Annotated in this window: 21 protein-coding genes and 1 riboswitch; of the genes, 9 read left to right on the top strand and 12 right to left on the bottom strand. The window is 70.1% G+C overall.

All coding sequences use genetic code 11. The features are described 5' to 3' along the window. The first annotated feature begins 45 nt into the window (after nt 1-45). Nucleotides 46-615, top strand: a complete 570-nt coding sequence (locus NX02_RS14485; protein ID WP_025292919.1) for a hypothetical protein — start codon at nt 46-48, stop codon at nt 613-615. A 10-nt stretch (nt 616-625) separates the two neighbouring features. Continuing rightward, nucleotides 626-2,095 (top strand): PepSY-associated TM helix domain-containing protein, encoded by a 1,470-nt coding sequence (locus NX02_RS14480; protein ID WP_025292918.1) that lies wholly within the window; start codon nt 626-628, stop codon nt 2,093-2,095. Between the two features lie 5 nt (nt 2,096-2,100). Here the strand turns inward: NX02_RS14480 and cobS are convergent, their stop codons facing one another. From cobS to NX02_RS14445, 7 genes are all read right to left on the bottom strand, one after another. Continuing rightward, nucleotides 2,101-2,838: an adenosylcobinamide-GDP ribazoletransferase gene (gene cobS, locus NX02_RS14475; protein WP_025292917.1), complete on the bottom strand. Its 738-nt coding sequence runs from the start codon at nt 2,836-2,838 to the stop codon at nt 2,101-2,103. Next, nucleotides 2,835-3,851 carry a nicotinate-nucleotide--dimethylbenzimidazole phosphoribosyltransferase gene (gene cobT / locus NX02_RS14470; RefSeq protein WP_039996599.1) on the bottom strand — a complete coding sequence of 339 codons (1,017 nt, stop codon included), beginning with the start codon at nt 3,849-3,851 and terminating at the stop codon, nt 2,835-2,837. The genes cobS and cobT overlap by 4 nt, the downstream gene beginning before the upstream one ends. Then, nucleotides 3,851-4,258: a DUF1636 domain-containing protein gene (locus tag NX02_RS14465; protein ID WP_025292915.1), complete on the bottom strand. Its 408-nt coding sequence runs from the start codon at nt 4,256-4,258 to the stop codon at nt 3,851-3,853. Before NX02_RS14465 ends, cobT begins: the two co-directional genes overlap by 1 nt. 5 nt (nt 4,259-4,263) lie before the next feature. After that, entirely contained in the window at nt 4,264-4,800 is a 537-nt protein-coding gene (locus NX02_RS30745) for a hypothetical protein (protein WP_025292914.1), read from the bottom strand. Beyond that, on the bottom strand, nt 4,800-6,758 hold the full coding sequence (locus NX02_RS14455; protein ID WP_025292913.1) for a TonB-dependent receptor plug domain-containing protein: 1,959 nt from the start codon (nt 6,756-6,758) through the stop codon (nt 4,800-4,802). The genes NX02_RS30745 and NX02_RS14455 overlap by 1 nt, the downstream gene beginning before the upstream one ends. 145 nt (nt 6,759-6,903) lie before the next feature. Then, nucleotides 6,904-7,090: riboswitch (cobalamin riboswitch) on the bottom strand. Nucleotides 7,091-7,133: 43 nt separating this feature from the next. After that, complete coding sequence (locus tag NX02_RS14450) at nt 7,134-7,910, bottom strand: ABC transporter ATP-binding protein (protein WP_025292912.1); 777 nt, start codon at nt 7,908-7,910, stop codon at nt 7,134-7,136. Next, nucleotides 7,904-8,911, bottom strand: a complete 1,008-nt coding sequence (locus NX02_RS14445; protein WP_025292911.1) for a FecCD family ABC transporter permease — start codon at nt 8,909-8,911, stop codon at nt 7,904-7,906. The genes NX02_RS14450 and NX02_RS14445 overlap by 7 nt, the downstream gene beginning before the upstream one ends. 107 nt (nt 8,912-9,018) lie before the next feature. Between NX02_RS14445 and NX02_RS14440 the strand changes: the two genes are divergently transcribed. Both NX02_RS14440 and NX02_RS14435 read left to right on the top strand, forming a co-directional pair. Continuing rightward, entirely contained in the window at nt 9,019-9,831 is an 813-nt protein-coding gene (locus tag NX02_RS14440) for an ABC transporter substrate-binding protein (RefSeq protein WP_084718267.1), read from the top strand. A 227-nt stretch (nt 9,832-10,058) separates the two neighbouring features. Next, a complete protein-coding gene (locus NX02_RS14435) occupies nt 10,059-11,255 on the top strand; it encodes an IS256 family transposase (protein WP_025290540.1) in 1,197 nt (398 codons plus the stop codon). 388 nt (nt 11,256-11,643) lie between these two features. On the opposite strand, the gene NX02_RS14430 is transcribed toward NX02_RS14435, so the two are convergent. Genes NX02_RS14430 through coxB form a run of 5 tightly spaced genes read right to left on the bottom strand, consistent with a single transcriptional unit; the run spans nt 11,644 to nt 17,159 of the window. Next, entirely contained in the window at nt 11,644-12,669 is a 1,026-nt protein-coding gene (locus NX02_RS14430) for a c-type cytochrome (protein ID WP_025292909.1), read from the bottom strand. Continuing rightward, nucleotides 12,666-13,271 carry a cytochrome c oxidase assembly protein gene (locus tag NX02_RS14425; protein WP_025292908.1) on the bottom strand — a complete coding sequence of 202 codons (606 nt, stop codon included), beginning with the start codon at nt 13,269-13,271 and terminating at the stop codon, nt 12,666-12,668. Before NX02_RS14425 ends, NX02_RS14430 begins: the two co-directional genes overlap by 4 nt. Next, entirely contained in the window at nt 13,271-13,654 is a 384-nt protein-coding gene (locus NX02_RS14420; RefSeq protein ID WP_039996597.1) for a membrane protein, read from the bottom strand. Before NX02_RS14420 ends, NX02_RS14425 begins: the two co-directional genes overlap by 1 nt. Beyond that, nucleotides 13,654-16,188: a cytochrome c oxidase subunit I gene (gene ctaD / locus NX02_RS14415; RefSeq protein ID WP_025292906.1), complete on the bottom strand. Its 2,535-nt coding sequence runs from the start codon at nt 16,186-16,188 to the stop codon at nt 13,654-13,656. The genes NX02_RS14420 and ctaD overlap by 1 nt, the downstream gene beginning before the upstream one ends. After that, nucleotides 16,188-17,159, bottom strand: coding sequence for a cytochrome c oxidase subunit II (gene coxB, locus NX02_RS14410; protein ID WP_025292905.1), 972 nt, complete (start codon nt 17,157-17,159; stop codon nt 16,188-16,190). The genes ctaD and coxB overlap by 1 nt, the downstream gene beginning before the upstream one ends. A gap of 167 nt (nt 17,160-17,326) precedes the next feature. On the opposite strand from coxB, the gene NX02_RS14405 reads away from it, so the two are divergent. The 5 genes from NX02_RS14405 to NX02_RS14385 all read left to right on the top strand — a co-directional run bounded on the left by NX02_RS14405 (nt 17,327) and on the right by NX02_RS14385 (nt 23,937). Continuing rightward, on the top strand, nt 17,327-19,093 hold the full coding sequence (locus NX02_RS14405; RefSeq protein WP_158014025.1) for an aromatic amino acid ammonia-lyase: 1,767 nt from the start codon (nt 17,327-17,329) through the stop codon (nt 19,091-19,093). Between the two features lie 128 nt (nt 19,094-19,221). Then, nucleotides 19,222-19,914 carry a class I SAM-dependent methyltransferase gene (locus NX02_RS14400; RefSeq protein WP_025292903.1) on the top strand — a complete coding sequence of 231 codons (693 nt, stop codon included), beginning with the start codon at nt 19,222-19,224 and terminating at the stop codon, nt 19,912-19,914. Next, complete coding sequence (locus NX02_RS14395) at nt 19,911-20,999, top strand: thiohydantoin desulfurase (protein WP_025292902.1); 1,089 nt, start codon at nt 19,911-19,913, stop codon at nt 20,997-20,999. Before NX02_RS14400 ends, NX02_RS14395 begins: the two co-directional genes overlap by 4 nt. Next, on the top strand, nt 20,996-22,633 hold the full coding sequence (locus NX02_RS14390) for a thiourocanate hydratase (RefSeq protein WP_025292901.1): 1,638 nt from the start codon (nt 20,996-20,998) through the stop codon (nt 22,631-22,633). Before NX02_RS14395 ends, NX02_RS14390 begins: the two co-directional genes overlap by 4 nt. Continuing rightward, complete coding sequence (locus tag NX02_RS14385) at nt 22,630-23,937, top strand: MFS transporter (protein WP_025292900.1); 1,308 nt, start codon at nt 22,630-22,632, stop codon at nt 23,935-23,937. Before NX02_RS14390 ends, NX02_RS14385 begins: the two co-directional genes overlap by 4 nt. Nucleotides 23,938-23,945: the final 8 nt, after the last annotated feature.

Genomic DNA, 23,945 nt, shown 5'->3' with positions numbered 1-23,945 from the left:
GACGGAGTTCGATGTGCGGGGCGCTGTGACGTGCGAGGGGCCGCGATGACGGCGTTGATGCTGCTGGCCGCGGCGGTGGGCGTATTGCTCGTCCGTGCAGGCTGGCCCGCCGGGGCGCGGCGACGCGGGCCGCTGCTGATCGCCGGCTGGGGCGCGATTGCCATTTCGTTGATCGGCATGGGCCGGCAGGATGGCGCCTGGGGCGTCACCATGGTGGCGCTGGTCGCGATGGTCGTCGCGCAGGGGGCACTCGCGGTCGCCGCGCTGGAGAAGGGCCGCAAGGCCAAGGCCGAACGGGCACCGCGCGAGGCCGAGCCGACGGTTGCGCTTTCGCCCGGCGGCTGGGCAGGCTTGGGCCGGCGCGTGACGATATTCCTGCTGGTCGTGCCGTTCGGCGCCGTGGTGGCGATGCTGTTCGCGCTGGCGCTGCTGGGCGCGGTCCGGGCCGCGGGGTGGCACGATGCCAACAGCACGCCGCTGGGGCTGCTGCTGTGGCCGATCGCGTGGGCGCTGCTCGCCACCTGGATGCTGATGTACGAGACGCTGGCCCGCATCGCGCGGCCGCTCGCATTTGTTGCCGCGCCGTCCGCGCTGGCGCTCTGGCTTTCTTTGTAGGAGGGGCGGGATGGGTATTCCGGCCGATATCGTCCGCCGCGCGCTCGCGGGCCACGCCGCGATCGGGCTGCTCGCGGGCGGGCTGCTCTATCTGCTGTGCCTCAGCGGCACGTTGATCGTCGTCCAGCAGGAATGGCAGCGCTGGGAACAGCCCAACCAGCCCGAGGCGATGGCGCTGGAACCGGAGGCGATCGATCGCGCGCTGGCTGCGGTGCTCGCCGCCGACGCGGGCAAGAAACCCAGCGACCATGTGTTCGTCCACATGCCCAATGCGGGGCTGCCGCGCACGGTGATCACCACCGATCACCAGGCGGTCTATATCGATCGCGACGGCAGTATCGCCGGTCCAGAGGCACATGGCTGGACCGAATTCGTGATCGGCCTGCATTATTATCTGCACCTGCCCTCGATATTGGGCCTGACCGTCGTCGGCGCGCTCGGCGTGATGATGGCGGCGCTGAGCGTGGGCGGGGTGATCGCGCATCCGCGCATCTTCCGCGACGCGTTCCGCCTGCGCGCGCGCGGATCGCGGCAACTGGCCTATGCGGACTGGCACAACCGGCTGGGCGTTTGGACCCTGCCGTTCGGGCTGGCGGTGTCGATCACCGGCGCGCTGCTCGGGCTGGCGACGGTGATGGCGTTCGCGATCGCTGCGAGCTGGTATGGCGGCAATGTCGAGCGTGTGTTCGAGCCGGTGTTCGGCGGTGAGCCCGCCTTCGGCCCGGCGCCCACCGCGCTGCCGAGCATGGTCCGCCCGCTGGACTATATGGCGCGGCATCATCCCGACCTGCGGCCGGACTATATCATCCTCCACGATCCGGGGACGCCCAGGCAGTTCGTCCAGATCCTCGCCGAGCATCCGCGCCGGCTGATCTTCGGCGACTATTACGAGTTCGATGCCGCCGGCGCGTTCCGCCGCACCCGGCACATGAGCGACGGGGAGATGGGCAAGCAATTCTCCGCCTCGGTCTACAAGCTGCATTTCGGCAGCTTCGGCGGGTTGCCGGTCAAGCTGATCTACATCCTGCTCGGCGCCGCGACGACGATCGTCTCCGCCACCGGCATGTCGATCTGGCTGATCAAGCGCCGCGCGCGCGGCAAGCCGTCGCCGCGGCTGGAAGGCGTGTGGTGCGCCACCCTGTGGGGGGCGCCGCTGATGCTCGCGCTGGCGTTCGTTCTGCGGACGGCGGCGGGCAAGGATGCGCCGATGGTCGCCCTGTTCTGGATCGGCCTCGCGCTGCTGATCGGGATCGGCACCGCGACCGCGCGCGCCAGGCCGCTGGCGACCGCGTTGCGCGGAGCGCTGGCGGCGCTGCTGGCGGGCATCGGCATCGCGCATGCGGCGGCGATGGCGCCGATCGTCGCCGGGCCGCTGGTCATCGACCTCGCACTGCTGCTGACCGGCGTCGCGCTTGCGCCATGGGCGGCGCTGCGGATGGCACGGGGTGCGCCGCGCGGCGAGATGGCGCCGGCGGAGTAAGCGGCTCAGCGCAGCGCCGGCACCGCGAGCGTCAGCAGCAGCGCGGTTTCGACCAGTTCGATGCCGGCGCCATGCGCGTCGCCCGAGACGCCGCCGATCCGGTGGCGCAGCCAGAGCAACCAGCCGCCGATCGCAACCGCGGCGACCGCCAGCCCCGGTGCCAGCAGCAGTGCTGTCGCCAGCAGCAGGGTGCCCCAGACGATGAGGTCGACGACCCGCACGGCGGTGCTGAAGCGCGATCCCAGTCCGGCGTGGACCGGCGGCAGCCAGCGCGCCCAGACCAATGGGCCGATCCGCGCCGCCGCAGCCAAGGCCGGCAGCAGCGCAAAGGCGCCGGCGGCGACGAACGCGTGAAGCAAGACCAGCTTGGCGAGCAACTGCACGACGATCGCGACGACACCGAAGCTGCCGATATGCGGATCGCCCAGCACCGCGAGCAGCCTTTCCCGCCGCGCCTCGGGATCGGCGAGCTTGTGCGCGGCGGCGGTGGCGTCGGTCAAGTCGGCGAGGCCGTCGAGGTGGAGCGCGCCGGTCACCAGCACCCAGGCGGCGAGCGCGGCGGCGGCACCGGCCCACGGATCGACCAGCGCGCCCAGCCAGCCCGCAGCCGCCACGATCGCGCCGACGACGAGCCCGGCGGCGGGGAACCAGCGGATCGCGGCGGCGAAGCGATCCGCATCGGCGGCGACACGCGGCATCGGCAGCCGCGTCAGGAATTGCAGCGCGAGGATCAGCCCGGTCATGCGCCCGACGACGCGACGCCAGCTTCGGCGAAGGTCGCCATCTGCGCATGGGCCGCCAGCGCGGCGCGGACGATGCCGGCGGCGACGGCTGCGCCGCTGCCTTCGCCCAGCCGCATGTCGAGCATCAGCAGCGGCGCGAGGCCGAGCCGGTCGAGCAGGCGGCCATGGCCGGGCTCGGCGGAGCGGTGGCCGGCGAGGCAATGCGCGGTGATCGCCGGCACCGCGGCGGCGAGCGGCGCGACCGCCGCGCAGCAGATGAAGCCGTCGAGCAGCACCGGCACGCGCCGGTGGCGCGCGGCGATGACCGCACCGGCGATCGCGGCGATCTCGCGCCCGCCCACGCGGCGCAGCGTCTCGAACGGCGTCAGCGGCGCATCGGCGTGGACGGCGATGGCGCGGCCGATGACTGCCGCCTTGTGCATGAGCGCGGCACCGGTGACGCCGGTCCCCGGGCCGACCCAGTCGAGCGCGCTGCCGCCGAAGCTGCGCGCGGCAAGGGCTGCAGCGGCGGTGGAATTGGCGATGCCCATCTCGCCGAGCACCAGCAGGTCGAGCCCCGGCTCGACCGCGGCGGCGCCGGCCGACAGCGCGTCGAGGCATTCCGCCTCGCTCATCGCCGGCGCGGTCGTGAAATCCTGCGTCGGCCGGTCGAGCGCCAGCGGCACGACCTTGAGGGCGAGCCCCGCCGAGCCCGACAGCGCGTTGATCGCCGCACCCCCGGCCTCGAAATTGGCGACCATCTGCGCGGTCACCGCCGGCGGGAAGGCGCTGACGCCCTGCGCGGCGACGCCGTGATTGCCGGCGAACACCACGGCGCGGCCATGGTCGATCCGCGGCACAGCGCGGCCCTGCCAGCCGGCCATGAAGAGCGCGATCTCCTCCAGCCGGCCGAGCGAGCCCGGCGGCTTGGTGAGTTGCCCCTGCCGCGCGCGGGCGGCCTCGATCGCGGCCTCGTCGGCGGCGGGAAGGGTGGCGAGCGCGGCGTCGAAGGCGGCGATATCGGGAAAGTCCATCATCGCGCGATAGTGCCCGCGGGCGGCACGCGCACGATGAAATGGCCTTTCACCCCCTCCGGCCAGTCGCGATAGGGCACCTGGCCCTCGGCGCTCGCGGCGTGGTGGACGGCATAGTCGAGGATCGCGCGCGCCGAGGCCGCATCCGGCGCGAAGCGGCCCAGCACATAGCCGATCCGCCCCGGCGCGCGCAGATGCACGGCGCAGGGGGTGCTGCACGCGAACAGGCACGGCATGTCCTGCACCGCGATCCCGGCATAACGCGGGTCGCCCGCCTGCATCGCGCGCAGCGCCGCGGCGAGGCGGGCGCCGCCGGTCACGCCCGCGGCGTCCGTCCGCGCGTCGGGCGCGTGACGGCAGGTGCTGCAGACGACCACGGCGGGCCCGTCCTCGACGCGTTCGAGCATCGGCCTCAGCCCGCCGCGAGGCGCCGGCGCGGGGCCGGCACGCCGAGTGCGATCAGCGCGTGATAGAGCGTGATCAGCCCGAGCAGGATCGCGCCGTTGCGGACGATCTGGCGCAGCACGACCAGCGGCGCCAGCGCGTCGCCGCCACCGAGCGCGAACGACCACAGCATCACCATCAGCTTGAACGCGGCGAAGCCCGCGGCATAGGCGGCGACGAGGCGCAGCGCGGTCGAGCGCCCCGCGCCTTCCGCCGCCCAACGCGCGACGCCGAAGGAGACGAGCGCGGCGCTCGCCAGCCCCGGCACCCATGCAAATGTCGCGGCATCGTGGGGGTAACCGAGCAGGCCGAAGCCGACGAGCTGGCTCGCCGCCCAGCAGGCGATCATCAGCCCCGCACCGTCACGCGCGCCGAGATAGACGGCGGCGATCGCCGCCAGCGCGGGGAAAGGCGTCGCGCAGGCGAAGACCAGCGTCGTCACGGTGCTTGCGGCGGTGAGCAGCGCGACCCAGAGCAGGGCCGCGCGCGAGGCCGGGGCGGCCATCAGAACCGCCCCCGGATGCCGGCATAGATGCTGCGGCCGAGCGTGGCGTAGCGATTGACCGTCATATAGTCCTCATCGAGCAGGTTCTCGGCGCGGGCGAACAGCTTCACGCTGTCCGACAGCGCATATTCGGCGCGCAGATCGACCAGCACATAATCGTCGAGCCGGGTGCTGTTGGAGGCATTGTCGAAGCTCTTGCCGGCATAGCGCAGCGCGGCGCCGGTGGTCAGCCCGAAGCCCCATTCATAGCTGATCGACGCGTTGGCGGTGTGGCGCGGGCGGCGCGGCAGCCAGTTGCCGAAGGTGGAAGCGCCCTCGGATCGATCCTCCGCGACCGTCCAGCTATAATTGCCGTCGATGATCAGCCCGGCGACCGGGCGGATCGCCGCCTGCGCCTCGATGCCATGCGCCTCGGCGCGCGCCACGTTGAGATAATAGCCGAAACGGGGTGCGCCGCTGCCCGGCGTCACGCACAGCGGGTCGGGCGAGGACGGGAAGGCGCAGCTCGCGAAGATGATCTGGTCGGTCGTGGTGCGATCGAACCAGGTCGCACCGACGCTCACCGCGCCGTCGAACAGCCGCTGCTCGATGCCGGCTTCCCAGCCATGCGCCTGCTCGGGGTTGAGCGCGGCGTTCCCATATTCGGAGAAGAGCTGGTAGAGCGTCGGCGCCTTGAAGCCCTCGCCATAGCTGGCGCGCAGCACGGTGCCGGTGGAAAGCGCCCACACGCCGCCTGCCGCGAACAGCGTCTTGCCCCCGGCGCGGTTGTGGTCGTCGTGGCGCACGCCACCGTTCAACGTCAGCCCCTCGATCGGCGACACGCTGAGCTGCGCATAGACGCCGGTCAGCTCGGAACGGCCGCGGGTCGGCTCGGGCACCGGGACGGAGAGCGAACTGGAGGGGGATACGCTGCGGAACTTCGCGCGCTCATTTTCCACCCCGAACAAGGCGGTGATGCTGTCGGTGAAGGCGAAGCTGCCCTGATATTCGAGGCGGCGGTTCGACCCCGCGGCATCGAAGGTCCGGGCGCGCTCCAGTTCCGGATTGAAATTGTCGCGGTCGGTATCGGTATAGCCATAGGCGAAGCGGTTGCGGAACCGGCCGTCGAGCAGCGCGACGTTCAGGCCGGCATAGCCGACGAACTCCCTGGTGAGGCCGTATTCGGCGGTGTCGCCGCTGAACCCGTCGATATCGACGCGGCCCGACGCATAATAGCCGCGCAGGTCGGCGGTGACGCCTTCCGTGAGCGCGATCTCGACGCGGCCGCTCGCGCCGCGATTGGTGTAGCCGTCGCGCTCGGTGCCGGCGGCGAGCGCCGATATGCCATCGGTGGTGAAGGCATGGCCGCCGACGCGCCACGTCACCGGGCCGGTCCTGCCGCCCAGCGCGGCACGGCCGCTGACGGTGTCGCGCGATCCCGCCTCGACGTCGAAGCTGCCTTCGAGGTCCTTCTGCGGCAGCGGGGTGACGATGTTGACGACGCCGCCGATCGCCTGGCTGCCCCACAGGATCGACTGCGGGCCGCGCAGCACCTCGATGCGCGACGCGTCGCCCACCAGCAGGTTGGCGAAGTTGTAGCCGCCGCCGGTGGAGGACGGATCGTTGAGCTTGACGCCGTCGATCACCACCACGGTCTGGTCGGTCTCGGCGCCGCGGATGCGCAGCGAGGTGGCGGTGCCATAACCGCCGTTGCGCGAGAGGCTGACGCCGGGCGTGCGGAGCAGCAGTTCGGAGACGCCGATGTCCTGCGCGCGGTCGATCGCCGCCTTGTCGAGCACCGCGATCGCGGCGGGGACCTGGTCGATCGGGGTCGCGGCGCGGGTGGCGGTGACGATGATGGCGTCGCTGCCGGCATCGGCGGCAGGCACGCTGACCGCGGCGGCATCGGGCGAGGGGGCTTCCTGCGCCAGCGCGGCGCCGGCGGAAAGCAGCGGAAGCAGAGAGACATAACGGAACATCGAGCGGTAACCCCTTTGACAGAGGCCTGCCCGCGACGGCGCCGCCGCCTGCCTGTCCGCATGACGGCAACCCCGCCGCGCACGCGGCCGGTTGCTGTCGTCGCTCGGGTCTTCACCCCGTCCGCCCGGCACACCCTGTCCGCGCGAAGGACGACGGCGACGGGCAGGTCTCCTGGCTCGCGGGTCGATGCCGGTCCGGCCGCCTTCTCGGGGGTGATCCCAATGGCATGTGGTCGGATGGCTCGCCGCTTACAGTTGCAGGGGCAGCCGGGGTTTTACACCCCATTCCCTTTTCACCCCGTCTCCGGGGCACCTGTCGCTCGCGGCGCCTTAGGTGGGGCGGGGCGGGGCGTCAATGGCGGGAAGGCGCTTGCATCAGCCGATGCGCGTCGTCGGGATCACCAGCGGTTCCGCGCCCGACGCATCGATCGTCGCGGCGATGCCGTAGACGTCGCGCAGCGAGTCCGGCGTCAGCACCGCCATCGGCGCGCCGTCGGCGACCAGCCGGCCGCTGTCGAGCAGCAGCAGCCGGTCGCAGTAGCGCGCCGCCATGGTGAGGTCGTGCAGCACCACGATCACCAGCGCGCCCGCACGGGCCTCGCGGCGGAGCAATGTCATGACGTCGATCTGGTGGCCGGGGTCGAGTGCTGCGAGCGGTTCGTCCGCCACCAGCCCGGCGGCTTCGACTGCGAGCGCGCGGGCGAGGAGGACGCGGGCGCGTTCGCCGCCCGACAGTTCGGTGGCGACGCGGCCGGCGAGGTGGCTCACATCGGCGCGCTCCATCGCGCGCGCGATCGCCTCGGCGTCGGTGGCGGCGAGGCCGGACATGGGCGCCAGGTGCGGCAGCCGGCCGAGCGCGACCAGCCGCTCCACCGCGATCGGCCAATGCACGGTCTGGCCCTGCGGCAGATAGGCGAGCCGGCGGGCGATGGCCGCGCGGCCGAGGCGCGGCACCGGCACGCCGTCGATCAGCGCCTCGCCGCCGCTGGGCTTGAGCAGCCCCAGCATCGCGCGCAGCAAGGTGGATTTGCCCGCGCCGTTGGGGCCGATGATGCCGACCAGCGCGCCGGGCCGAAGCACCGCCGACACCTCATGGACGACGCCGCGGCTGCCGAGCACGGCGGAGACGCGATCGAGCGTGACCATCACCATAGCCGGCCGCCCCGCATCAGGTGCGCGAGGAACACCGGCACGCCGAGAAAGGCGGTGACGACGCCGAGCTTGAGTTCGTTGGACGCCGGAATCAGCCGCACCGCGATGTCGGCACCCGCCAGCAGCACCGCGCCCGCGAGCATCGAGGGCAGCAGGATCGCGGAGGGGCTGCGATCGGTGAACGGGCGCACGAGGTGCGGCACGATCAGCCCGACGAAGCCGATCGCCCCCGACACCGCGACCGCGCCGCCGACGCCGATCGCGACGCCCAGCAGCAGGCGCAGCCGGGTGCGGCCGAGGTCGAAGCCCAGCGCGCGTGCGCCATCCTCGCCCAAGGTCAGCGCGTCGAGCGCGCGGCCATCGACGAACAGCAGCGCGGCGCCGACGACGATGCAGGGCAGGGCGACGATGACATGGTCGTAGGAGCGGTTCTCGATCGATCCGAGCAGCCAGGTCATGATCTCCATCGCCGCGAACGGATTGGGCGAGAGGTTGAGCGCGAGGCTGATGCCGGCGCCCGTCAACGTGGAGACGGCGATGCCGGCGAGGATCAGGGTCAGCGGGCTCTCGTTCGCGCTGGCGAGCAGAAAAAGCAGCAGCAGGGATGCGAGCCCGCAGCCGATCGCGAGCAGCGGCAGCAGGCTTGGGTGGAGGCCGGCAATGCCGAAATAGATCGCGCAGACCGCGCCCAGCGCGGCGGCGTTGGAGACGCCGAGCACCGAGGGCTCGGCGAGCGGGTTGCGCAGATAGCCCTGCAGCGCCGCGCCCGCGAGGCCCAGCATCGCGCCGACCGCGAGGCCGAGGATGGTGCGCGGGAGGCGCAGGTCGAACAGGATTGCGCTGGCGATGCGGTCGCCATGGCCGGCGAGCGCCGCAAACAGCCGCGCCGGCGCGATGGCGACGCTGCCCAGCATCAGCGAGGCGATTGCGCTCGCCAGCACGAGCAGCGCCAGACCGCCGATCAGCGCCGGGCGGCGGATGGGGAGAGGCCGTGCTGTCACCTGATGCTCGTCTCCGATCCGCTTGCCAGCCCGTGCCGCGCCGCTATGCCATGCCGCCCATGGGGATACCGCGCCGCCTCCGCTTGTCGCTCGTCGCCGGGTTGCCCATGCTGGCGCTCGCGCTTGGCACCATGGCGGCCGCGCCGCAAGATGGTGCCGGGAAACGGCAGCCCGGACCGGCTCCGCGACGCATCGTCTCGCTCAACCTGTGCGCGGACCAGTATCTGCTGGCGCTGGCCGACCGCGACCAGATCGTCGGGCTGACGCGCAACGCGCGCGATCCCGAGATGTCGGCGGCGGCGGGGCGGGTCGGATCGCTGCACGTGATGGGCGATTCGACCGAGGAGGTGCTGGCGCTCGACCCCGACCTGATCGTGGGCGTGCCCGCCGGCCGCGCGGACAAGCTCGCCGCGCTCTCGGGCCGCAGCTATCGCATCGTCGAACTCGGCCCGGATGCCAGCTATGCCGACATCGTTGCGCAGACCCGGCTGGTCGCGGCGGCGGTGGGACATGCCGAGCGCGGCGAGGCGCTGATCCGGCGGATGGACGCCGAACTGGCGAACATCGGCAAGACCGGCGGCGGCGCGGTCGCTGCCTATTACCAGCGGCGCGGCTACATGACCGGCACCGGCACTTTGGTCGACGACCTGATGACGCGGGTGGGGCTGGTCAACCTCGCCGCACGCCTCGGCAAGCCGCCGCTGTCGCAGGTGTCGCTGGAGGAGATGGTGGCGGCGCGGCCGGACTATCTCATCATGGAAAGCGCGACCGAGCATGTCGTCGACCAAGGCACGGAGATGCTGCATCATCCGGTGCTGGGGGACATCCGGCGGCTGTATGTACCGCAGGCTTGGACGGTGTGTGGCGGGCCGGCCTATGTGCGTGCGGCGCGGAGTCTGGCAGGGCAGTTGCGGCGGTGACGAGCAAGCCCCTCCTCTCACACGCGCACAATGTGTGAATCCGGTAGCCCGCCTGCGGGAGGGGTTGGGGGAGGGCCTGTCCAACGCGGCACCTAAGCCCTGACATCCCCTCCCCTAGCCTCCCGAAAGCCGGATAGGTAGTGTGCGGGAGTATCTGCAAAAACCGCTTTGAGCGGGGGGCGGCCATGGCAGGCTGGTGATGTTCAACGTCACCAAGGAGACCCACCATGACCGGGAAGGAAGTTAAACCGTCGGTAGCCGCCGTCCAAGAGCTTTTGACGCAGAGCGGAGAAGGTCTGCGAGAGATTGTTCGCAGCGTGATGCAGGCGATGCTGGAGGCGGAGATGGATGACGCCCTTGGCGCGAGCAAGAGCGAGCGGACAGAGACGCGCCTGGGCTATCGTTCGGGCTATTACAGCCGGACGCTGGTGACGCGCGTCGGCAAACTCGAGCTGCGGGTTCCGCAAGACCGCAACGGTCGCTTCTCGACAGAACTGTTCGAGCGTTACCAGCGTTCGGAACAGGCGCTGGTTGCGACGCTTGCCGAGATGTATGTGCAGGGCGTGTCGACGCGCAAGGTGAAGGCGATCACCGAGGAACTGTGTGGCCACAGCGTCTCGGCGTCAGCGATCTCGGCGATCAACAAGCGGCTCGACGCGAGCCTCGCGGCCTTCGCCGGTCGCCAGCTTGCCGAGCCCTTTCCCTATCTGATCCTCGACGCGCGCTACGAAAAGGTACGCGAGGGCGGGATCGTTTCCAGCCAGGCGGTGCTGATCGCGATCGGCATCGACTGGGACGGACGTCGCCAGATCCTCGCCGTCGAGATGGCCAATCGCGAGAGCCGCTCGTCGTGGAAGGACCTGCTGCTCGGCATGCGCAAGCGCGGACTGCATGGCGTCGAGTTCATCGTTGCAGACGATCATGCCGGCCTGCGTGCCGCGGTTCGCGAGGTGCTGCCGGAGGCCGCCTTCCAGCGCTGTTATGTCCACTTCCTGCGCAATGCCCTCGACCATCTGCCCCGCAAGGCCGACGACGATTGCCTGCAGGAACTGCGCTGGCTCTACGATCGCCGCTCGGTCGAAGAGGCCCGGCGCGACCTCGCCGTCTGGATCGCCAAATGGAGCGGAAGATATCCCAAGCTCGTCGCCTGGGCGGAGGAGGCGATCGAGGAGACGCTGACCTTCTACAGGCTGCCGCGACGGCATCATAAGCATCTCAAAAGCACCAACATGCTTGAGCGGCTCAACGAGGAAATTCGCCGTCGAACCTACGTCGTGCGCATCTTTCCAAACTCCGACTCATGCCGTCGGCTCGTCCGTGCTCTCGCCGTCGAGACACACGAAAACTGGCTCGAGGCCCATCGATATCTCAACATGGACGATCTCAGGGAGCTCAAGAAAAGCCAGCTACGCCAAGCAGCCTGACCAGTCCGTCACGGCCGCCCTTTTTGCAGACATTGACGCACACAACCGCCGGATACGGCATTCGCAGATCTCGTTGCGACCGCGTCTTTCCCTCGCCCCTACGGGGAGAGGGAAAGGTCCGCGTAGCGGACCAGGGAGAGGGGCAGTCGCGCCAAGCGTACAAGTCTTACACGTTCGCACTGAAAAGTCGGCGGAGCCGCAATGCTGAACCCTCAAAACCGTACGCTTAGCGCGACTTTCCCCCTCTCCCTGTCCCTCTCCCCGTAGGGGCGAGGGAACGCAGCGGCAGCCCCCGCTCAATCCATCGAAGATGTGTGAATCTGATAGCCTGAAGGGGGGTTAAAAACGGGGCGAAGGCGACGAAGGTTACAGTGGATTCGTTGCGAACTCAGCGCCCGCGGGCCTCGATCTCGCGCGCCAGCGGTTCGATCATCTCCTTCGGGATCCGCCGCGCGATGACGGCCATCGTGTCGCGCGGCTGCGTCGATTCCACCGCTTTCCCGTCCGCCTGCCACAGCCGGAGGCGGCCGGCGACGTAGCTGGCTTTCTGGCCGGCGAGGCGCGGGGCCTTGCCGTCGTCGCGGTCGTGGCAGCTTGCGCAGGCGGGCAAGTCCCGACTGCGGTCGCCGGTCACGTAGAGGCCCGTCGCGGGGGCAGCAGCGCGCGGCAATCCCGGCAGCGCGGCGAAATGCTCGGCGAGGCGTTGGCGGTCGGCGGGGGAGAGGCGGGCGGCGGCGTTGGTCATCACCGCGGATGCACGGCGGCCGGCGGCATAATCGTCGAGCGCGCGGCGCAGCGCCGTCACGCTCTGGCCGCCGAGGATCGGCGTATCGGGGCCGCCACGGCCGCGGCCGTCGACGCCATGGCAGCCGGTGCAGGAGGCGATGAGGCGATCCGCGCCGGTTTCGGCGGGGTCGCGGGTCAGCGCGCGATAGCGCTCGGGCGACATGCCCGGCAGCGCGCGGACGAAGGCGGTCATGCGGCGCACCTCGTCATCCCGCTCCTGCGTCGCCCAGCCCGGCATCCCGGTGAACTTCACGCCATGCTTGATGATCCAGAAATGCTCGCCCGCGCTCCACTTGTCGGGATGCTCGGCGAGGTCGGGCGCCGCTGGCAACGCGGCCTGCATCACCGGCAGGGGCGCGATGCCGGGCGCGCCGTGGCAGGCGGCGCAGCTCTGGTCGAACAGGCCGGCGGCGGAGACGAGACCGCTGGGGTCGACCGGCTGCTTCTCGCTCTCGATCCGGCTCCAGGTGGCGGCCGAATTCTGCATCACCCAGTGCAGGAACCAGTCGGTGATCGCCCAGTGACCGCCGGAGGCAGCGACATTGAACAGGCCGGACCAGGCGAAGACGATGCCGCCGACGAGCGCGCCGACCAGGCCGAACAGAGCGCGTTTGCGGGTGATCTTCATGGCCGTTCTTCCCGTCGGGCAAGCAGGGTCGCGAGCATCGCGAGGCCGCCCAGCACATAGCTGCCGGTGCCTACCACCAGCATGACGACGCCGCCGAGCTGCTGATCCTCCAGCGGCGTGAGCCCGTGAATCGCGTGGTGCTGCGGATAGAGCGGCTGCGGCGCGAGGCCGATCAGCACGCCGAGCAATGTCATGTGCATCGAGGTGAGCAAAAGCGCACCGACCCCGGCGGCGCGCCGTTCGGGCACGCTGCTGCCGGCAGCCCCCAGCACCGCGCTCCACAGCGCGAGGCCGGCGAGGAGGAAGCTGGCCTGTTCGATCGCGAGCCCCGCCGGATGTTGCGCGATCCGGCGTGCGATCGGCAGGTGCCAGCCCCAGACGACCACCAGTTCGACCAGCGAGGCACCAAGCGGGCGCAGCCATGGCCAGCGTCTGGCCGGATCGAAGCGCCCGCCCCGCAGCCCGAGCGCGATCAGCGGCGCTGCGACCGCGACGCTCAGCATGTGCGCGGTCATATGGCCGACCATGCCCATATGCGTGGCGGCGGTCGTCCACGCGCCGACCACCAGCACCAGTCCGCAGCCCAACAAGGCGCCGCGCATCAGCGGCAATCCTGCAGGAAGATCACCGGCAATGCGGTGAACAGGATCGCGACGAAGCTGAGCCCGGCGAGCAATTCGGTCGACTTGGCGAGGAAGCGGAGCCGCGCCTCCTGCGTGCCGCGATCGTGCGGGGGCGGGTCGTCGGCGATCTTTTCCTGCCAGCGCGCGATGATGCCCGATCCGGTGACGAGGACCAGCGCGATCAGTGTCGCGACCGCGACGATCCAGCCATAGCCGCGGAAGGAGATGTCGAACGCGCCCTTCGCGCACATCGTCGCCGCGAGGATGTAGCAGAGCAGGAAATGCACGGCCCACACCGTGGGCGGCACGATCAAGGTCCACAAGGTGATCTTCAGGCTACGCGCGCGCGCGGAGAGCTTCATCAGGCCGCCCCCGGAAACAGGCCGATCGTGCACAGCGAAACCAGGGCGGTGAAGGCCATGAAATGCTGGTAGAGCGCGATATTGTGCAGATCGCCGTCATGCGTGGGCGTCACCCGCCCCGCAAGGCTGCTGGCGAGCCCGTAAAGCTGCATGATCAGTCCGACGCCGGCATGCACCGCCGTCCAGATCGCGATCACCCAGACGATCGCCGGATAGACATGGGCGACCGGATCGAGCCCGTTCACCCACGGCCCGGCGAGGGTCGCGGCGCCGCCGGCAAGGCTCGCGAGCGCGCCGAACGCGAGCAGCAGGCGCGAGAGCCCGGTGCCGCCGCGCGCATTGGCGTTGCGCGCGCCGATCGTCGCCAGCCAGCCGGCGAGCAGCAGCGCGAGCGCCGCCATCGTCCAGCCTGCGCCGGGGTGGCCGAGTTCGGCGGGCGGGAAATCGGGATGGACCGTCCAGTAGAAGAAATAGCCGAAGATCAGGCTGGCGAAGGCGGTGGCATCCGCCATCATCGTGATGAACATTGCCCACCAGCCGGACGAGGCGGGGCCCGAACTGTAGAGCGGCAGCGAGATGCCGTGGCCGATCGACTTTTCCGGTTTCTCGGGGAATTCGCCGGTGCCCGTCCACAACCAATAGAGGATGGCACCCAAGGTCAGCACGCCGCCGACCAAGGCCGGCCAATAGAGGTGATAGGTGGTGAGGATGAACACGCTGCCCAGCAGCACCGCGGTGACCATCGGCACGACGCTGGGGCCGGCGAGGCGCGCCACCTGCAGCGGGCGGGCATCGAGCACGGTGGTGATGATCGTCTCGCGCCGGCCCTCCTCGGCATCGGGCAGGAAATAGCGCCCCTCGTCGACATTCCTGACGAAGTCGGGCTGGTCCCACAGCGGATAGCGCTTCTCGATCAGCGGGATCGAGCGGACCCCCCAATTCTCGTCCTCGGGCTGCACCAGCCATTCCAGCGTGCCGGCGTTCCACGGGTTGCGCTCCACCTTGGCGCGCCAGGGCGAGCGGCAGAGATCGAGCACCAGCACCGCGACGCCCGATGCGAACAGATAGGCGCCGATCGTGGAGGCGAGGTTGAGGCCGCCGAGGCCGAGTTCGGCCGGATAGGTGAACACGCGGCGCGGCATGCCCATCAGCCCGGTGAAGTGCATCGGGAAGAAGGTGATGTTGGCGCCCGCGAACATCATCCAGAAGGCGATGCGGCCCAGCCGGTCGCTCAGCTTCTTGCCGGTGATCAGCGGCCAATAATAATAAAGCCCGCCGAACAGCGGCAGCAGGGTGCCGCCGATCAGCACGTAATGGAGGTGGGCGACGACGAAATAGGTGTCGTGCGCCTGCCAGTCGAACGGTGCGACCGCCACCATCACCCCGGTCAACCCGCCGATCACGAAGATCGCCAGCGATCCGACCGCGTAGAGCAATGGCGTCGACCACACCACGCGGCCAGCCCACAACGTGGCGATGAACACGAAGATCTGCACGCCGGTCGGGATCGCGACCGCTTCCGACGCCGCCGAGAAGAAGCCGAGGCTGATGTTGGGCAGCCCGGTGGTGAACATGTGGTGCACCCACAGCCCGAAGCTGAGGAAGCCGGTGCCCACCGCCGCCAGCACGATCCACGGATAGCCGAGCAGATGGCGGCGCGCGAAGGTGGGGATCATCATCGCGAACAGCGCGATCGAGGGCAGGAAGACGATGTAGACCTCGGGATGGCCGAAGATCCAGAACAGGTGCTGCCACAGCAGCGGATCGCCGCCGCGCGCGGCATCGAAGAAGGGCCAGTCGAGCAGCCGCTCCATCTCGAACAATACGTCGCCGGCGATCAATGGCGGGAAGGCGAACAGGATCATCACCGCCACGACGAGGATGTACCAGGCGTAGAGCGGCATCAGGTTGAGGCGCATCCCCGGCGGCCGGCATTTGAGCACGCCGACGATCAGTTCCACCGCGGCGGCGACCGACGAGACCTCGATGAAGGACAGGCCGAGCATCCAGATGTCCGCGCCGATGCCGGACAGCCTGGGATCGGTGGTGAGCGGCGGATACATGAACCAGCCGCCATCGGGCGCGGCATCGAAGAAGATCGAGCCCGAGACGAAAACGCCACCGATCAGGAAGCTCCAGTAACCGAAGGCGGAAAGGCGCGGAAAGGGCAGGTCGCGCGCGCCCAGCAACTGCGGCAGCAACAGGATCGAGACCGCCTCGAACATCGGCACCGCGAACAGGAACATCATCATCGAGCCGTGCAGCGTGAAGAGCTGGTTGAAGGTCGATGCCGAGACGAGATCATTGTCGGGGGTGGCGAGCTGCGCGCGCATGATCAGCGCAAGGACGCCGGCGAACAGCATGAAGCCGAACGCGGTCAGCGTGTACCAGGCGCCGACGCTGTTGTTGTTGGTATCCGTCCAGTAGAAGAAGATACCCTTGGGTTGCTCCCACACCTTGCGCAACCTTGCTTCCTGCGCGGCGCGAACTGCGGGATCGTCCTGGTCGGGGGCGTGGAGATCGGCCGCCTTCATCAGCGCAGCTCCATCAGCGCGCGGGCGATCAGGCGGGCGTCTTCGTCGGTCATGTCGGGGGCAGAGGGCATGCGCGCTCCGGGCTTGGTGGCGGCGGGATCGCGGATGAAGCCGGCGAGCGCATCCTCGGTCATCGGCAGGACGCCGGCGGCCAAGGAACGGCGGCTGCCGAGCCCGGCGAGGCTGGGGCCGATGCTTCCGGGCGGATCGCCAGCGGACAGGCCGTGGCAGCTTCGGCAGCCGTGCCGGTCGAACGATGCGAGGCCGGGCGAAGATGCCGGGGCCAGCGCCGCGCGACGCGCGGCGAGCCAGCGGTCGAAATCGGGGGCTGGCATCACCACCACGTCGAACGCCATCAGCGCGTGGCTGAGGCCGCAGAATTCGGCGCAGACGCCGCGATAGGTGCCGGGCGTGTCGGCCTTGACCACCAGCCGGTTGGTGCGGCCGGGCAGCATATCCATCTTGCCGGCGAGGCCGGGAATCCAGAAGCTGTGGAGCACGTCTTTCGCGGTCAGCTCGAACAGCACGGTGCGTCCCGCCGGCAGACGGATCTCGTTGGCACTGGCAAGCGGCGGCGTCTCGCCGGCCTGGTAGGTGACGTGCCACCAGAACTGGCGGCCATCGACCGCGATCTTGAGGTCGCCCGGCGCGGTCGCCATCGGCCGCATCGCCGGCAGCGCGAACAGCAGCAGGATGCCGAGCAGCACGGCGGGCAGCACCGCGCCGAGCCACAGCACGACGCGCATGCCCTGATCGTGGGTGAGGCCGTGCTCGGGCTGCCGCATCGCGTGGACGGTCAGCAGCGCAACGCAGGCGAAGATGATGACCGCGCCGATCGCGAGCACCCACGTCAGCCCGAGGATGCGGTCGGCACCCGCGCCGAAGGGGGCAAGCGCGGATTGCTCACCCGCGCAGGCGGGCAGGATCAGACAGGCGCAAAGACACAGATATCGATGAACGCCGGACCCCAAAATTCCGCCCCTGTTTGCACGACCCTTGGCTTCAAATGCATCGGGGGGTGGAACGATCCGTAATTTTGCGTTGCGCGCGCCGCTTATGTGGCGCTGCCGACTTCCTGATGAGGGGTGCGCTCGCCGCCGCCGATAGCCTCACGCCAACGGCAAGAGGGGCTTGGGGCATGCGGCACGCTATTCTGTTCGGGGCATTGGCGATCACCATGGCGGGTACGGCGCATGCCGAATGCCGGCCGCAGCCGCTGCCGGCGGAGGCAAGGGCGACGGTCACGCTGGATGGCGAGCATCTGACGATCGAGCAGGTCGTTGCGGTCGCGCGCGGCCGGGCACGGGTGGCGGTGGCGCCGGCGGCGCGCAAACGGATGGACGAGACCTTCGCGCTGATGATGCAGGGTGCGGCGGAGGGCGTGCCGATCTATCTGTTCAATCGCGCGCCCGGATCGGGGCGCGAGACGCCCACCTTCACCGGCGATCCGATGGGGCCGGAGAACCGCCCGCGGCTGGAGGCACGCGTGCTGGCGCAGTTCCAGAACGGCGCCAATGCCGGCGTCGGCCCCGAGGTGGCGGGCGAGGACAAGATCCGCGCCAACATGCTCGTCCGCGCCAATGGCATGACATTCCTGCCGGCGAGCCCGCAATTGCTGCAGGGGCTGGTCGACCTGCTCAACGCCGGTGTCACCCCGGTCGCGCGGACGATCGGCGGCACCGGCGAGGCGGACGGGCCGATCGTCGGCAACGTCAACGGCGTGCTCGTGGGACGCGGCGAGGCGTGGTTCGGCGGCTGCCGGATGCCGGCGGCGGATGCGCTGGCCGCGGCGGGGCTCAAGCCGATCGCGCCGGCGCCGGGAGACGGCACTGTCAGCACCACCAATGCCGACTATACCGCGCAGGCGGCCTTGCTCGTCGCCGATGCGCGGCGGCTGCTCGACTGGGCGGACCTGATCTATGCGATGGAGCTCAACGGCATGAACAGCAGCGTCACCCCGCTGTTCATGCCGGTGCAGCGCCACCGGCCCTATAAGTGGCTCAACTGGCAGGCGGCGCGCACCTTGGGGATGATCCGCGGTTCCTATCTGTTCGGCGAGGATCCGGCGCGGATTATCCAGGACCCCGAAAGCCTGCGCGCCTCGGCGATCCGGCAGGGCTCGGCATGGCTCGCCTGGGCGCGGCTGGCCGAGACGGTCTCCATCGCGATCAACGGATCGGATCACAACCCCGCCGTCGTCGCCGGGCTCAAGCCCGACGATGCGTGGGAACTGAACACGCCGCAGGCACTGCGCTATCGCATCACCGGCGCTACCGCGGCGGGCAGGCGCACCGGCTATATCTTCTCCAACGCCAACTGGGATCCCTATCCGCTCGACAATGATGTCGAGGCGTTCACGATCGCGCTCGCCAATATGGACGTGGCGGTCAATCAGCGGCTCGACCGCTTCAACAACAGCTTCTTCACCGTGATCCGCCCGACCGACGTGATCGCCGATCTGCCGCGCACGCCGGGCCTGGCTGCCGGCGGGTTCGCACCGCAGGGCAACGCCAAGGTCTCGACCGATCTGTGGCAGGAGATCCAGGGGCTGGCGGTGCCGGTGGCGCCGGCCGGCCATGCGATCATCGCGACGGTGGAGGATCTGCAGGCGCAGACCCGCCTCAAGATCGCGCGCGCCGACACCGCGATCGACCGCAGCTTCGACCTGCTCGCGCAGAACCTCCTCACCGCCAGCTTCTGGCTGGACGTGCGCAAGGCGCAGGATCCCGGCCGTGCGTTCGGGCCGGGCCCGACCGCGGCCTGGGCGGCGTTCCGCGCGCGGTTGCCGTTTCGCGGCGCGGTGCCGGATGGTCGATCGCCGTTCGCGGTGGCGGGCGGGTTCGTGCGGGAGGTGCCGGCGGCTGGGCTGATGCCGGCGGGGCCGGCGATGCCGGACGGGCGCTGACCCGCCCCCGGAGCCCGATGTACGGAAACGCCTATGGGGGTCGTCGACAGGCCCTCGCACCTCGGCCCTTCCGGGGGGCGGCGCTTGTCCATAGGCTGGCCGCCGGTGGAAAAGAGGTGGATGAGTTGATGGTGACGACCCCGGACAGTCTGGAGCGCAAGTCGCGGATCGATGGCTTGCTGGAGGCGCTCGGCGATGTCGCCGGCAAGCAGGTGGTCGATATCGGCTGCGGCGAGGGCGCGGTGGCGCGCGCTTTGGCGGAACGGGGTGCGGAGGTGACCGGCGTCGATCCCTTCATCCAGGGCACCGATCGCACCGAATTGGGGCAGGGCAGCTTCAGGCTCGAACTGGGGCAGGCGGATGCGCTGCCGCTTCCCGATGCGAGCGCCGACATCGTCCTGTTCGTCTATTCGCTGCACCATGTCCCCGGCGCGCGGATGGGCGGGGCGCTGCAGGAGGCGCGGCGCGTGCTGAAGCCCGGCGGCACATTGTGCGTCGCCGAACCGGTCGCCGATGGCCCGGCGCAATATGTGATGGCGCCCTATCATGACGAAACCGCGGTGCGCGCCGACGCGCTGGCGGCGCTCTCTGCGCACGCCGCCCCCGCCTTCGGCAGCGAGACGGTGGCCTTCTTCGCCGAGCCGCGCATCTTCGAGGGCGGGTTCGACGCCTATGCCGCCGAGGCGATCAGCAACATGCGCTACAACGGCTATAGCGAGGAAGCCGCGACCAGCGACGAGGTTCGCCGCCGCTTCGACGAGATGGTCGCGATCCATGGCACCACGCTCGACCAGCCCGTGCGCATGAACCTCTATCGATGAGGCGCCGCCTGGTCCGCGACGATGTCGAGGCCGCGGTGCTGGGCGGCTCGGTGTTCGCCTGCGGCGGCGGTGGCTGGGCGGATCACGGCCGGATGCTGGGCAACGCCGCGATGGATCGCGGCAGCCCCGAGCTCGTCTCGATCGACGAACTGCCCGGCGATGCGTGGATCGCGACCGCGGCGGCGATCGGCGCGCCCGCCGGCACCACCCGGTGGGAAATGCGCGGCGAGGATTATGTGCGCGCCGCCGCACTGCTTCAGGAGGCGCTGGGGGCGCCGCTCGCGGGGCTGATCATCGGCCAGAACGGCATGTCGAGCACGCTCAACGGCTGGTTGCCCGCGGTCGAGCTCGGTTTGGTGGTGGTCGATGCGGTGGGCGACGTGCGCGCGCACCCGACCGGGGACATGGGCTCGCTGGGCCTCGCCGCCAGCCCCGAGCCGATGATCCAGACCGCGGCGGGCGGGCATCGCGCGTCCCATGCCTATATCGAACTGGTCACGCGCGGCGCGACCGCCAAGGTCTCGCCGGTGCTGCGTGCCGCCGCCGACATGTCGGGCGGGTTCATCGCGAGCTGCCGCAACCCGATCCGCGCAGCCTATGTGCAGCAGCACGCGGCGCTGGGCGGGATCTCGCTGGCGCTCGACCTCGGCGAGGCGATCCGCGACGCGCAGACGCGCGGCGGGGAAGCCGTGGTCGACGCGATCTGCGCGAGCACCGGCGGGCGGATTCTCGCGCGCGGACGGGTCACGAAAAAGGCTGTGCATTATACTGCACAGGCTTTCGACATCGGCACCATCGCGATCGATAATGGCGGAACGGGCATGCTGCTTCACGTGATGAACGAATATATGGCGGTGGGCGATATGGCGGGGGCGCGGCTCGCCACCTATCCCGACGTGATCACGACCTTGACGCCGGACGGCGTGCCGGTGAGCGTCGGCCAGGTCGAGGAGGGCGCCGAGCTGCTGGTGTTCCACATCGCCAAGGACCTGATTCCGCTCAGTTCGTCGGTGCGGGATGCCAGCGTCTATCCGGTGGTCGAGCAGGCGCTCGGCATCGCCATCGCGGATCATGCGCTCGCATGACCCGCGTTTTCCCCGTGCCGGGCGGCAGCGAACTGCGCTGCAAGGGCTGGCGCCAGGAAGGGCTGCTGCGGCTGCTGGAAAATGTGCTGGCGGTGGGCGAGGCGCCCGAGCGGCTGGTGGTCTATGCCGCGCTCGGCAAGGCGGCGCGCGACTGGCCCTCCCACGACGCGATCGTCGCCGCGCTGAAGACGATGGAGGAGGATGAGACGCTCGTCGTCCAGTCCGGCAAGCCGATCGGCATCCTGCGCACCCACAAGGCCGCGCCGCTGGTCATCATGGCGAACTGCAATCTCGTCGGCCGCTGGGCGACGGCGGAGAATTTCTACCGGCTGGAGCAGGCCGGGTTGATCTGCTGGGGCGGGCTGACCGCTGGCGACTGGCAATATATCGGCTCGCAGGGGGTGATCCAGGGCACCTACGAGATCCTCATGCGGATCGCCGAGCGCCATTTCGGCGGCGACCTTGCCGGAAAGTTCGTGCTGACCGCGGGGCTGGGCGGCATGGGCGGCGCGCAGCCGCTCGCCGGGCGGATGGCGGGGGCGACGATCCTGTGCGTCGAGGTCGATCCGGCGCGGATCGCGCGGCGGCGCGAGACCGGGCTGCTCGACATGGTGGCGGAGTCGCTGGACGAGGCGCTGGAGATGGTCGCGCAGGCGACCGTGCAGCGCCGCGCGGTCTCGATCGGGCTGTGCGCCAACGCCGCCGAGGTCTATCCGGCGATCCTCGCGCGCGGGGTGGTGCCCGATGTCGTGACCGACCAGACCTCCGCGCACGATCTCGTCTATGGCTATATCCCGATCGGCGAGACGCCGGAGACGGTGCCGGCGCTGCGCGGCGACCCGGCGGCGCTGATGGCCGCAGGGCGCGCCAGCATCGCCCGGCAGGTTCGGGCGATGCTCGATTTCCAGCGGTCCGGCGCGATCGTCTTCGACAATGGCAACCTGATCCGCAGCCAGGCGGTCGAGGGCGGCGTGCCCGATGCCTTCGATATTCCCATCTTTACCGAAGCCTATCTCCGTCCGCTGTTCGCGCGCGCGATCGGCCCGTTCCGCTGGATCTCGCTGGCGAACGCGCGCGACGACATCGCCCGCATCGACGCCTATCTGCTCGAGGCGTTCGGCGACAATGCGATCATCCGCCGCTGGATCGAGCTGGCGCGGGTGCATGTGCCGGTGGAAGGCCTGCCGGCGCGGATCGCCTGGCTGGGCCATGGCGAGCGCACCGAACTGGCGCTGGCGGTGAACAGCATGGTGCGCGACGGGCGGCTGGCGGGGCCCATCGCCTTCACCCGCGACCATCTCGACGCCGCGGCGATGGCGCATCCGACGATCATGACCGAGAAGATGCGCGACGGATCGGATGCGGTGGCCGACTGGCCCCTGCTCGACGCGCTGGCGATGGCAAGTTCGCAGGCAGACCTCGTCGCGATCCATTCGGGCGGCGGGGGCTATGCTGGATTCATGACCAGTGCGGGGGTGACGGTGATCGCCGACGGAACCGAGGCAGCGGACGAACGGCTGCGGCTGGCGCTGACCAACGACACCGCCCTCGGCGTGCTGCGCTATGCCGATGCGGGCTATGAGCAGGCGCTGGACGAAGTAGCATCCAAGGGCATCCACCGCTGTCTGGCGTGAGCAGCGACGGCAGCCGCGCCAGCCGGCGGCGCGCGGTTGCGGCCGCGACGATCGGCAATGCGTTCGAATGGTATGACTTCTCGGTGTTCGTGCTGTTCGCGCCGTTCATCGCGCAGGCCTTCTTTCCGGACGATGACGGCACCACCGGGATGATCAAGGCGCTGCTGACCTTCGCCGTCGGCTTCGTCGCGCGGCCGGTGGGGGCGGTGGTGATCGGCTATTACGGCGATCGCGCCGGGCGCAAGGCGGCGCTGACGCTGACCTTCGGGCTGATGGCGCTGGGCACCGCGATCATCGCGCTGGCGCCGACGCATGCGATGATCGGAGCGGCCGCGCCGGTGATCGTGCTGTTCGGCCGGCTGCTGCAGGGGCTTTCGGCCGGCGGCGAGATCGGCGGCGCGGCGGCGTTCCTGATCGAACATGCCCCGCCGACGCGGCGCGCGCGCATCGGCGCGTGGCTGCAGGCGAGCATGGCGATGTCCAATATCCTCGCCGCCCTCGTCGCGATCACGGTGGGGCAGATCTTCGACGCGGCGGCGATGGCATCCTATGGCTGGCGCATCCCCTTCCTGTTCGGCCTGCTGATCGTGCCGATCGGCATCTGGCTGCGCGCGACGCTGGACGAGACGCCCGCGTTCGAGGCCGTGGCGGCGCAGGCGCCGCAACGGCGTCCGCGGATCGGCGAGATGCTGGCGGGTCATGGCGAGGCGCTGTTGCGCGGTTTCGGCATCTCGGTGCTGTGGGGCGTCGCGATCTACGCGCTGGTGGTGTTCATGCCGGTGCACCTGCAGCGGGCGCTCGGCTATTCGGCGAACGAGGCGTTGCTGGCATCGCTCGCGGGCAACGCGGTGCTGGCGGGCACCTGCTTCGTCTCGGGCGCGCTCGCCGACCGGTTCGGGCGCCGCGCGCTGATGGGCGGGGCCGCGATCGCGCTGCTGGTCGGCGCGCCGCTGCTGATGGCGGCATTGGTCGAGGCGCGCAGCCTGCTGGTGCTGGTGCCGATCCAGATGGCGTTCTGTGCGCTGGTCGGCCTCTATTCGGGCGCCGCGCCCGCGATCCTCGCCGAATTGTTCCCGACCGCGATCCGCTCCACCGGCACCTCGATTTCCTACAACGCCGCGATCACCCTGTTCGCCGGCTTCGCGCCCGCGATCATCACCTGGCTCGCCGCCAACGGCTTCGGTGCACAGGCGCCGACCGGCTATGTCGCGGCAGCGGCGTTGGTCGGGCTGTGGGCGATCCGCGGGCTGCCCCGGCGGACGCTGCCGGCCATGATCGCGCTGGACCCGGTCCGCCAGCGCTGAGCGGCGCA

The sequence above is a fragment of the Sphingomonas sanxanigenens DSM 19645 = NX02 genome, from assembly GCF_000512205.2.
In the GTDB taxonomy this organism is placed as follows: Bacteria; Pseudomonadota; Alphaproteobacteria; order Sphingomonadales; family Sphingomonadaceae; genus Sphingomonas_D; species Sphingomonas_D sanxanigenens.
The sequence above is the reverse complement of the archived record's forward strand: the minus strand, read 5'-3'. Positions and strand labels throughout refer to the sequence as shown.

What these genes read in the sequence shown, in the direction of transcription:
- NX02_RS14455 (WP_025292913.1), bottom strand. Translation starts at nt 6,758, where the DNA reads ATGTTCCGTTATGTCTCTCTGCTTCCGCTGCTTTCCGCCGGCGCCGCG.
- NX02_RS14420 (WP_039996597.1), bottom strand. Translation starts at nt 13,654, where the DNA reads ATGAAGCTCTCCGCGCGCGCGCGTAGCCTGAAGATCACCTTGTGGACC.
- NX02_RS14435 (WP_025290540.1), top strand. Translation starts at nt 10,059, where the DNA reads ATGACCGGGAAGGAAGTTAAACCGTCGGTAGCCGCCGTCCAAGAGCTT.
- NX02_RS14465 (WP_025292915.1), bottom strand. Translation starts at nt 4,258, where the DNA reads ATGCTCGAACGCGTCGAGGACGGGCCCGCCGTGGTCGTCTGCAGCACC.
- cobT (WP_039996599.1), bottom strand. Translation starts at nt 3,851, where the DNA reads ATGGACTTTCCCGATATCGCCGCCTTCGACGCCGCGCTCGCCACCCTT.
- NX02_RS14400 (WP_025292903.1), top strand. Translation starts at nt 19,222, where the DNA reads ATGGTGACGACCCCGGACAGTCTGGAGCGCAAGTCGCGGATCGATGGC.
- NX02_RS14450 (WP_025292912.1), bottom strand. Translation starts at nt 7,910, where the DNA reads ATGGTGATGGTCACGCTCGATCGCGTCTCCGCCGTGCTCGGCAGCCGC.
- NX02_RS14425 (WP_025292908.1), bottom strand. Translation starts at nt 13,271, where the DNA reads ATGCGCGGCGCCTTGTTGGGCTGCGGACTGGTGCTGGTGGTCGGCGCG.
- cobS (WP_025292917.1), bottom strand. Translation starts at nt 2,838, where the DNA reads ATGACCGGGCTGATCCTCGCGCTGCAATTCCTGACGCGGCTGCCGATG.
- NX02_RS14430 (WP_025292909.1), bottom strand. Translation starts at nt 12,669, where the DNA reads ATGAAGATCACCCGCAAACGCGCTCTGTTCGGCCTGGTCGGCGCGCTC.
- NX02_RS14480 (WP_025292918.1), top strand. Translation starts at nt 626, where the DNA reads ATGGGTATTCCGGCCGATATCGTCCGCCGCGCGCTCGCGGGCCACGCC.
- NX02_RS14440 (WP_084718267.1), top strand. Translation starts at nt 9,019, where the DNA reads ATGCTGGCGCTCGCGCTTGGCACCATGGCGGCCGCGCCGCAAGATGGT.
- NX02_RS14485 (WP_025292919.1), top strand. Translation starts at nt 46, where the DNA reads ATGACGGCGTTGATGCTGCTGGCCGCGGCGGTGGGCGTATTGCTCGTC.
- NX02_RS30745 (WP_025292914.1), bottom strand. Translation starts at nt 4,800, where the DNA reads ATGGCCGCCCCGGCCTCGCGCGCGGCCCTGCTCTGGGTCGCGCTGCTC.
- NX02_RS14395 (WP_025292902.1), top strand. Translation starts at nt 19,911, where the DNA reads ATGAGGCGCCGCCTGGTCCGCGACGATGTCGAGGCCGCGGTGCTGGGC.
- ctaD (WP_025292906.1), bottom strand. Translation starts at nt 16,188, where the DNA reads ATGAAGGCGGCCGATCTCCACGCCCCCGACCAGGACGATCCCGCAGTT.
- NX02_RS14405 (WP_158014025.1), top strand. Translation starts at nt 17,327, where the DNA reads ATGCGGCACGCTATTCTGTTCGGGGCATTGGCGATCACCATGGCGGGT.
- NX02_RS14390 (WP_025292901.1), top strand. Translation starts at nt 20,996, where the DNA reads ATGACCCGCGTTTTCCCCGTGCCGGGCGGCAGCGAACTGCGCTGCAAG.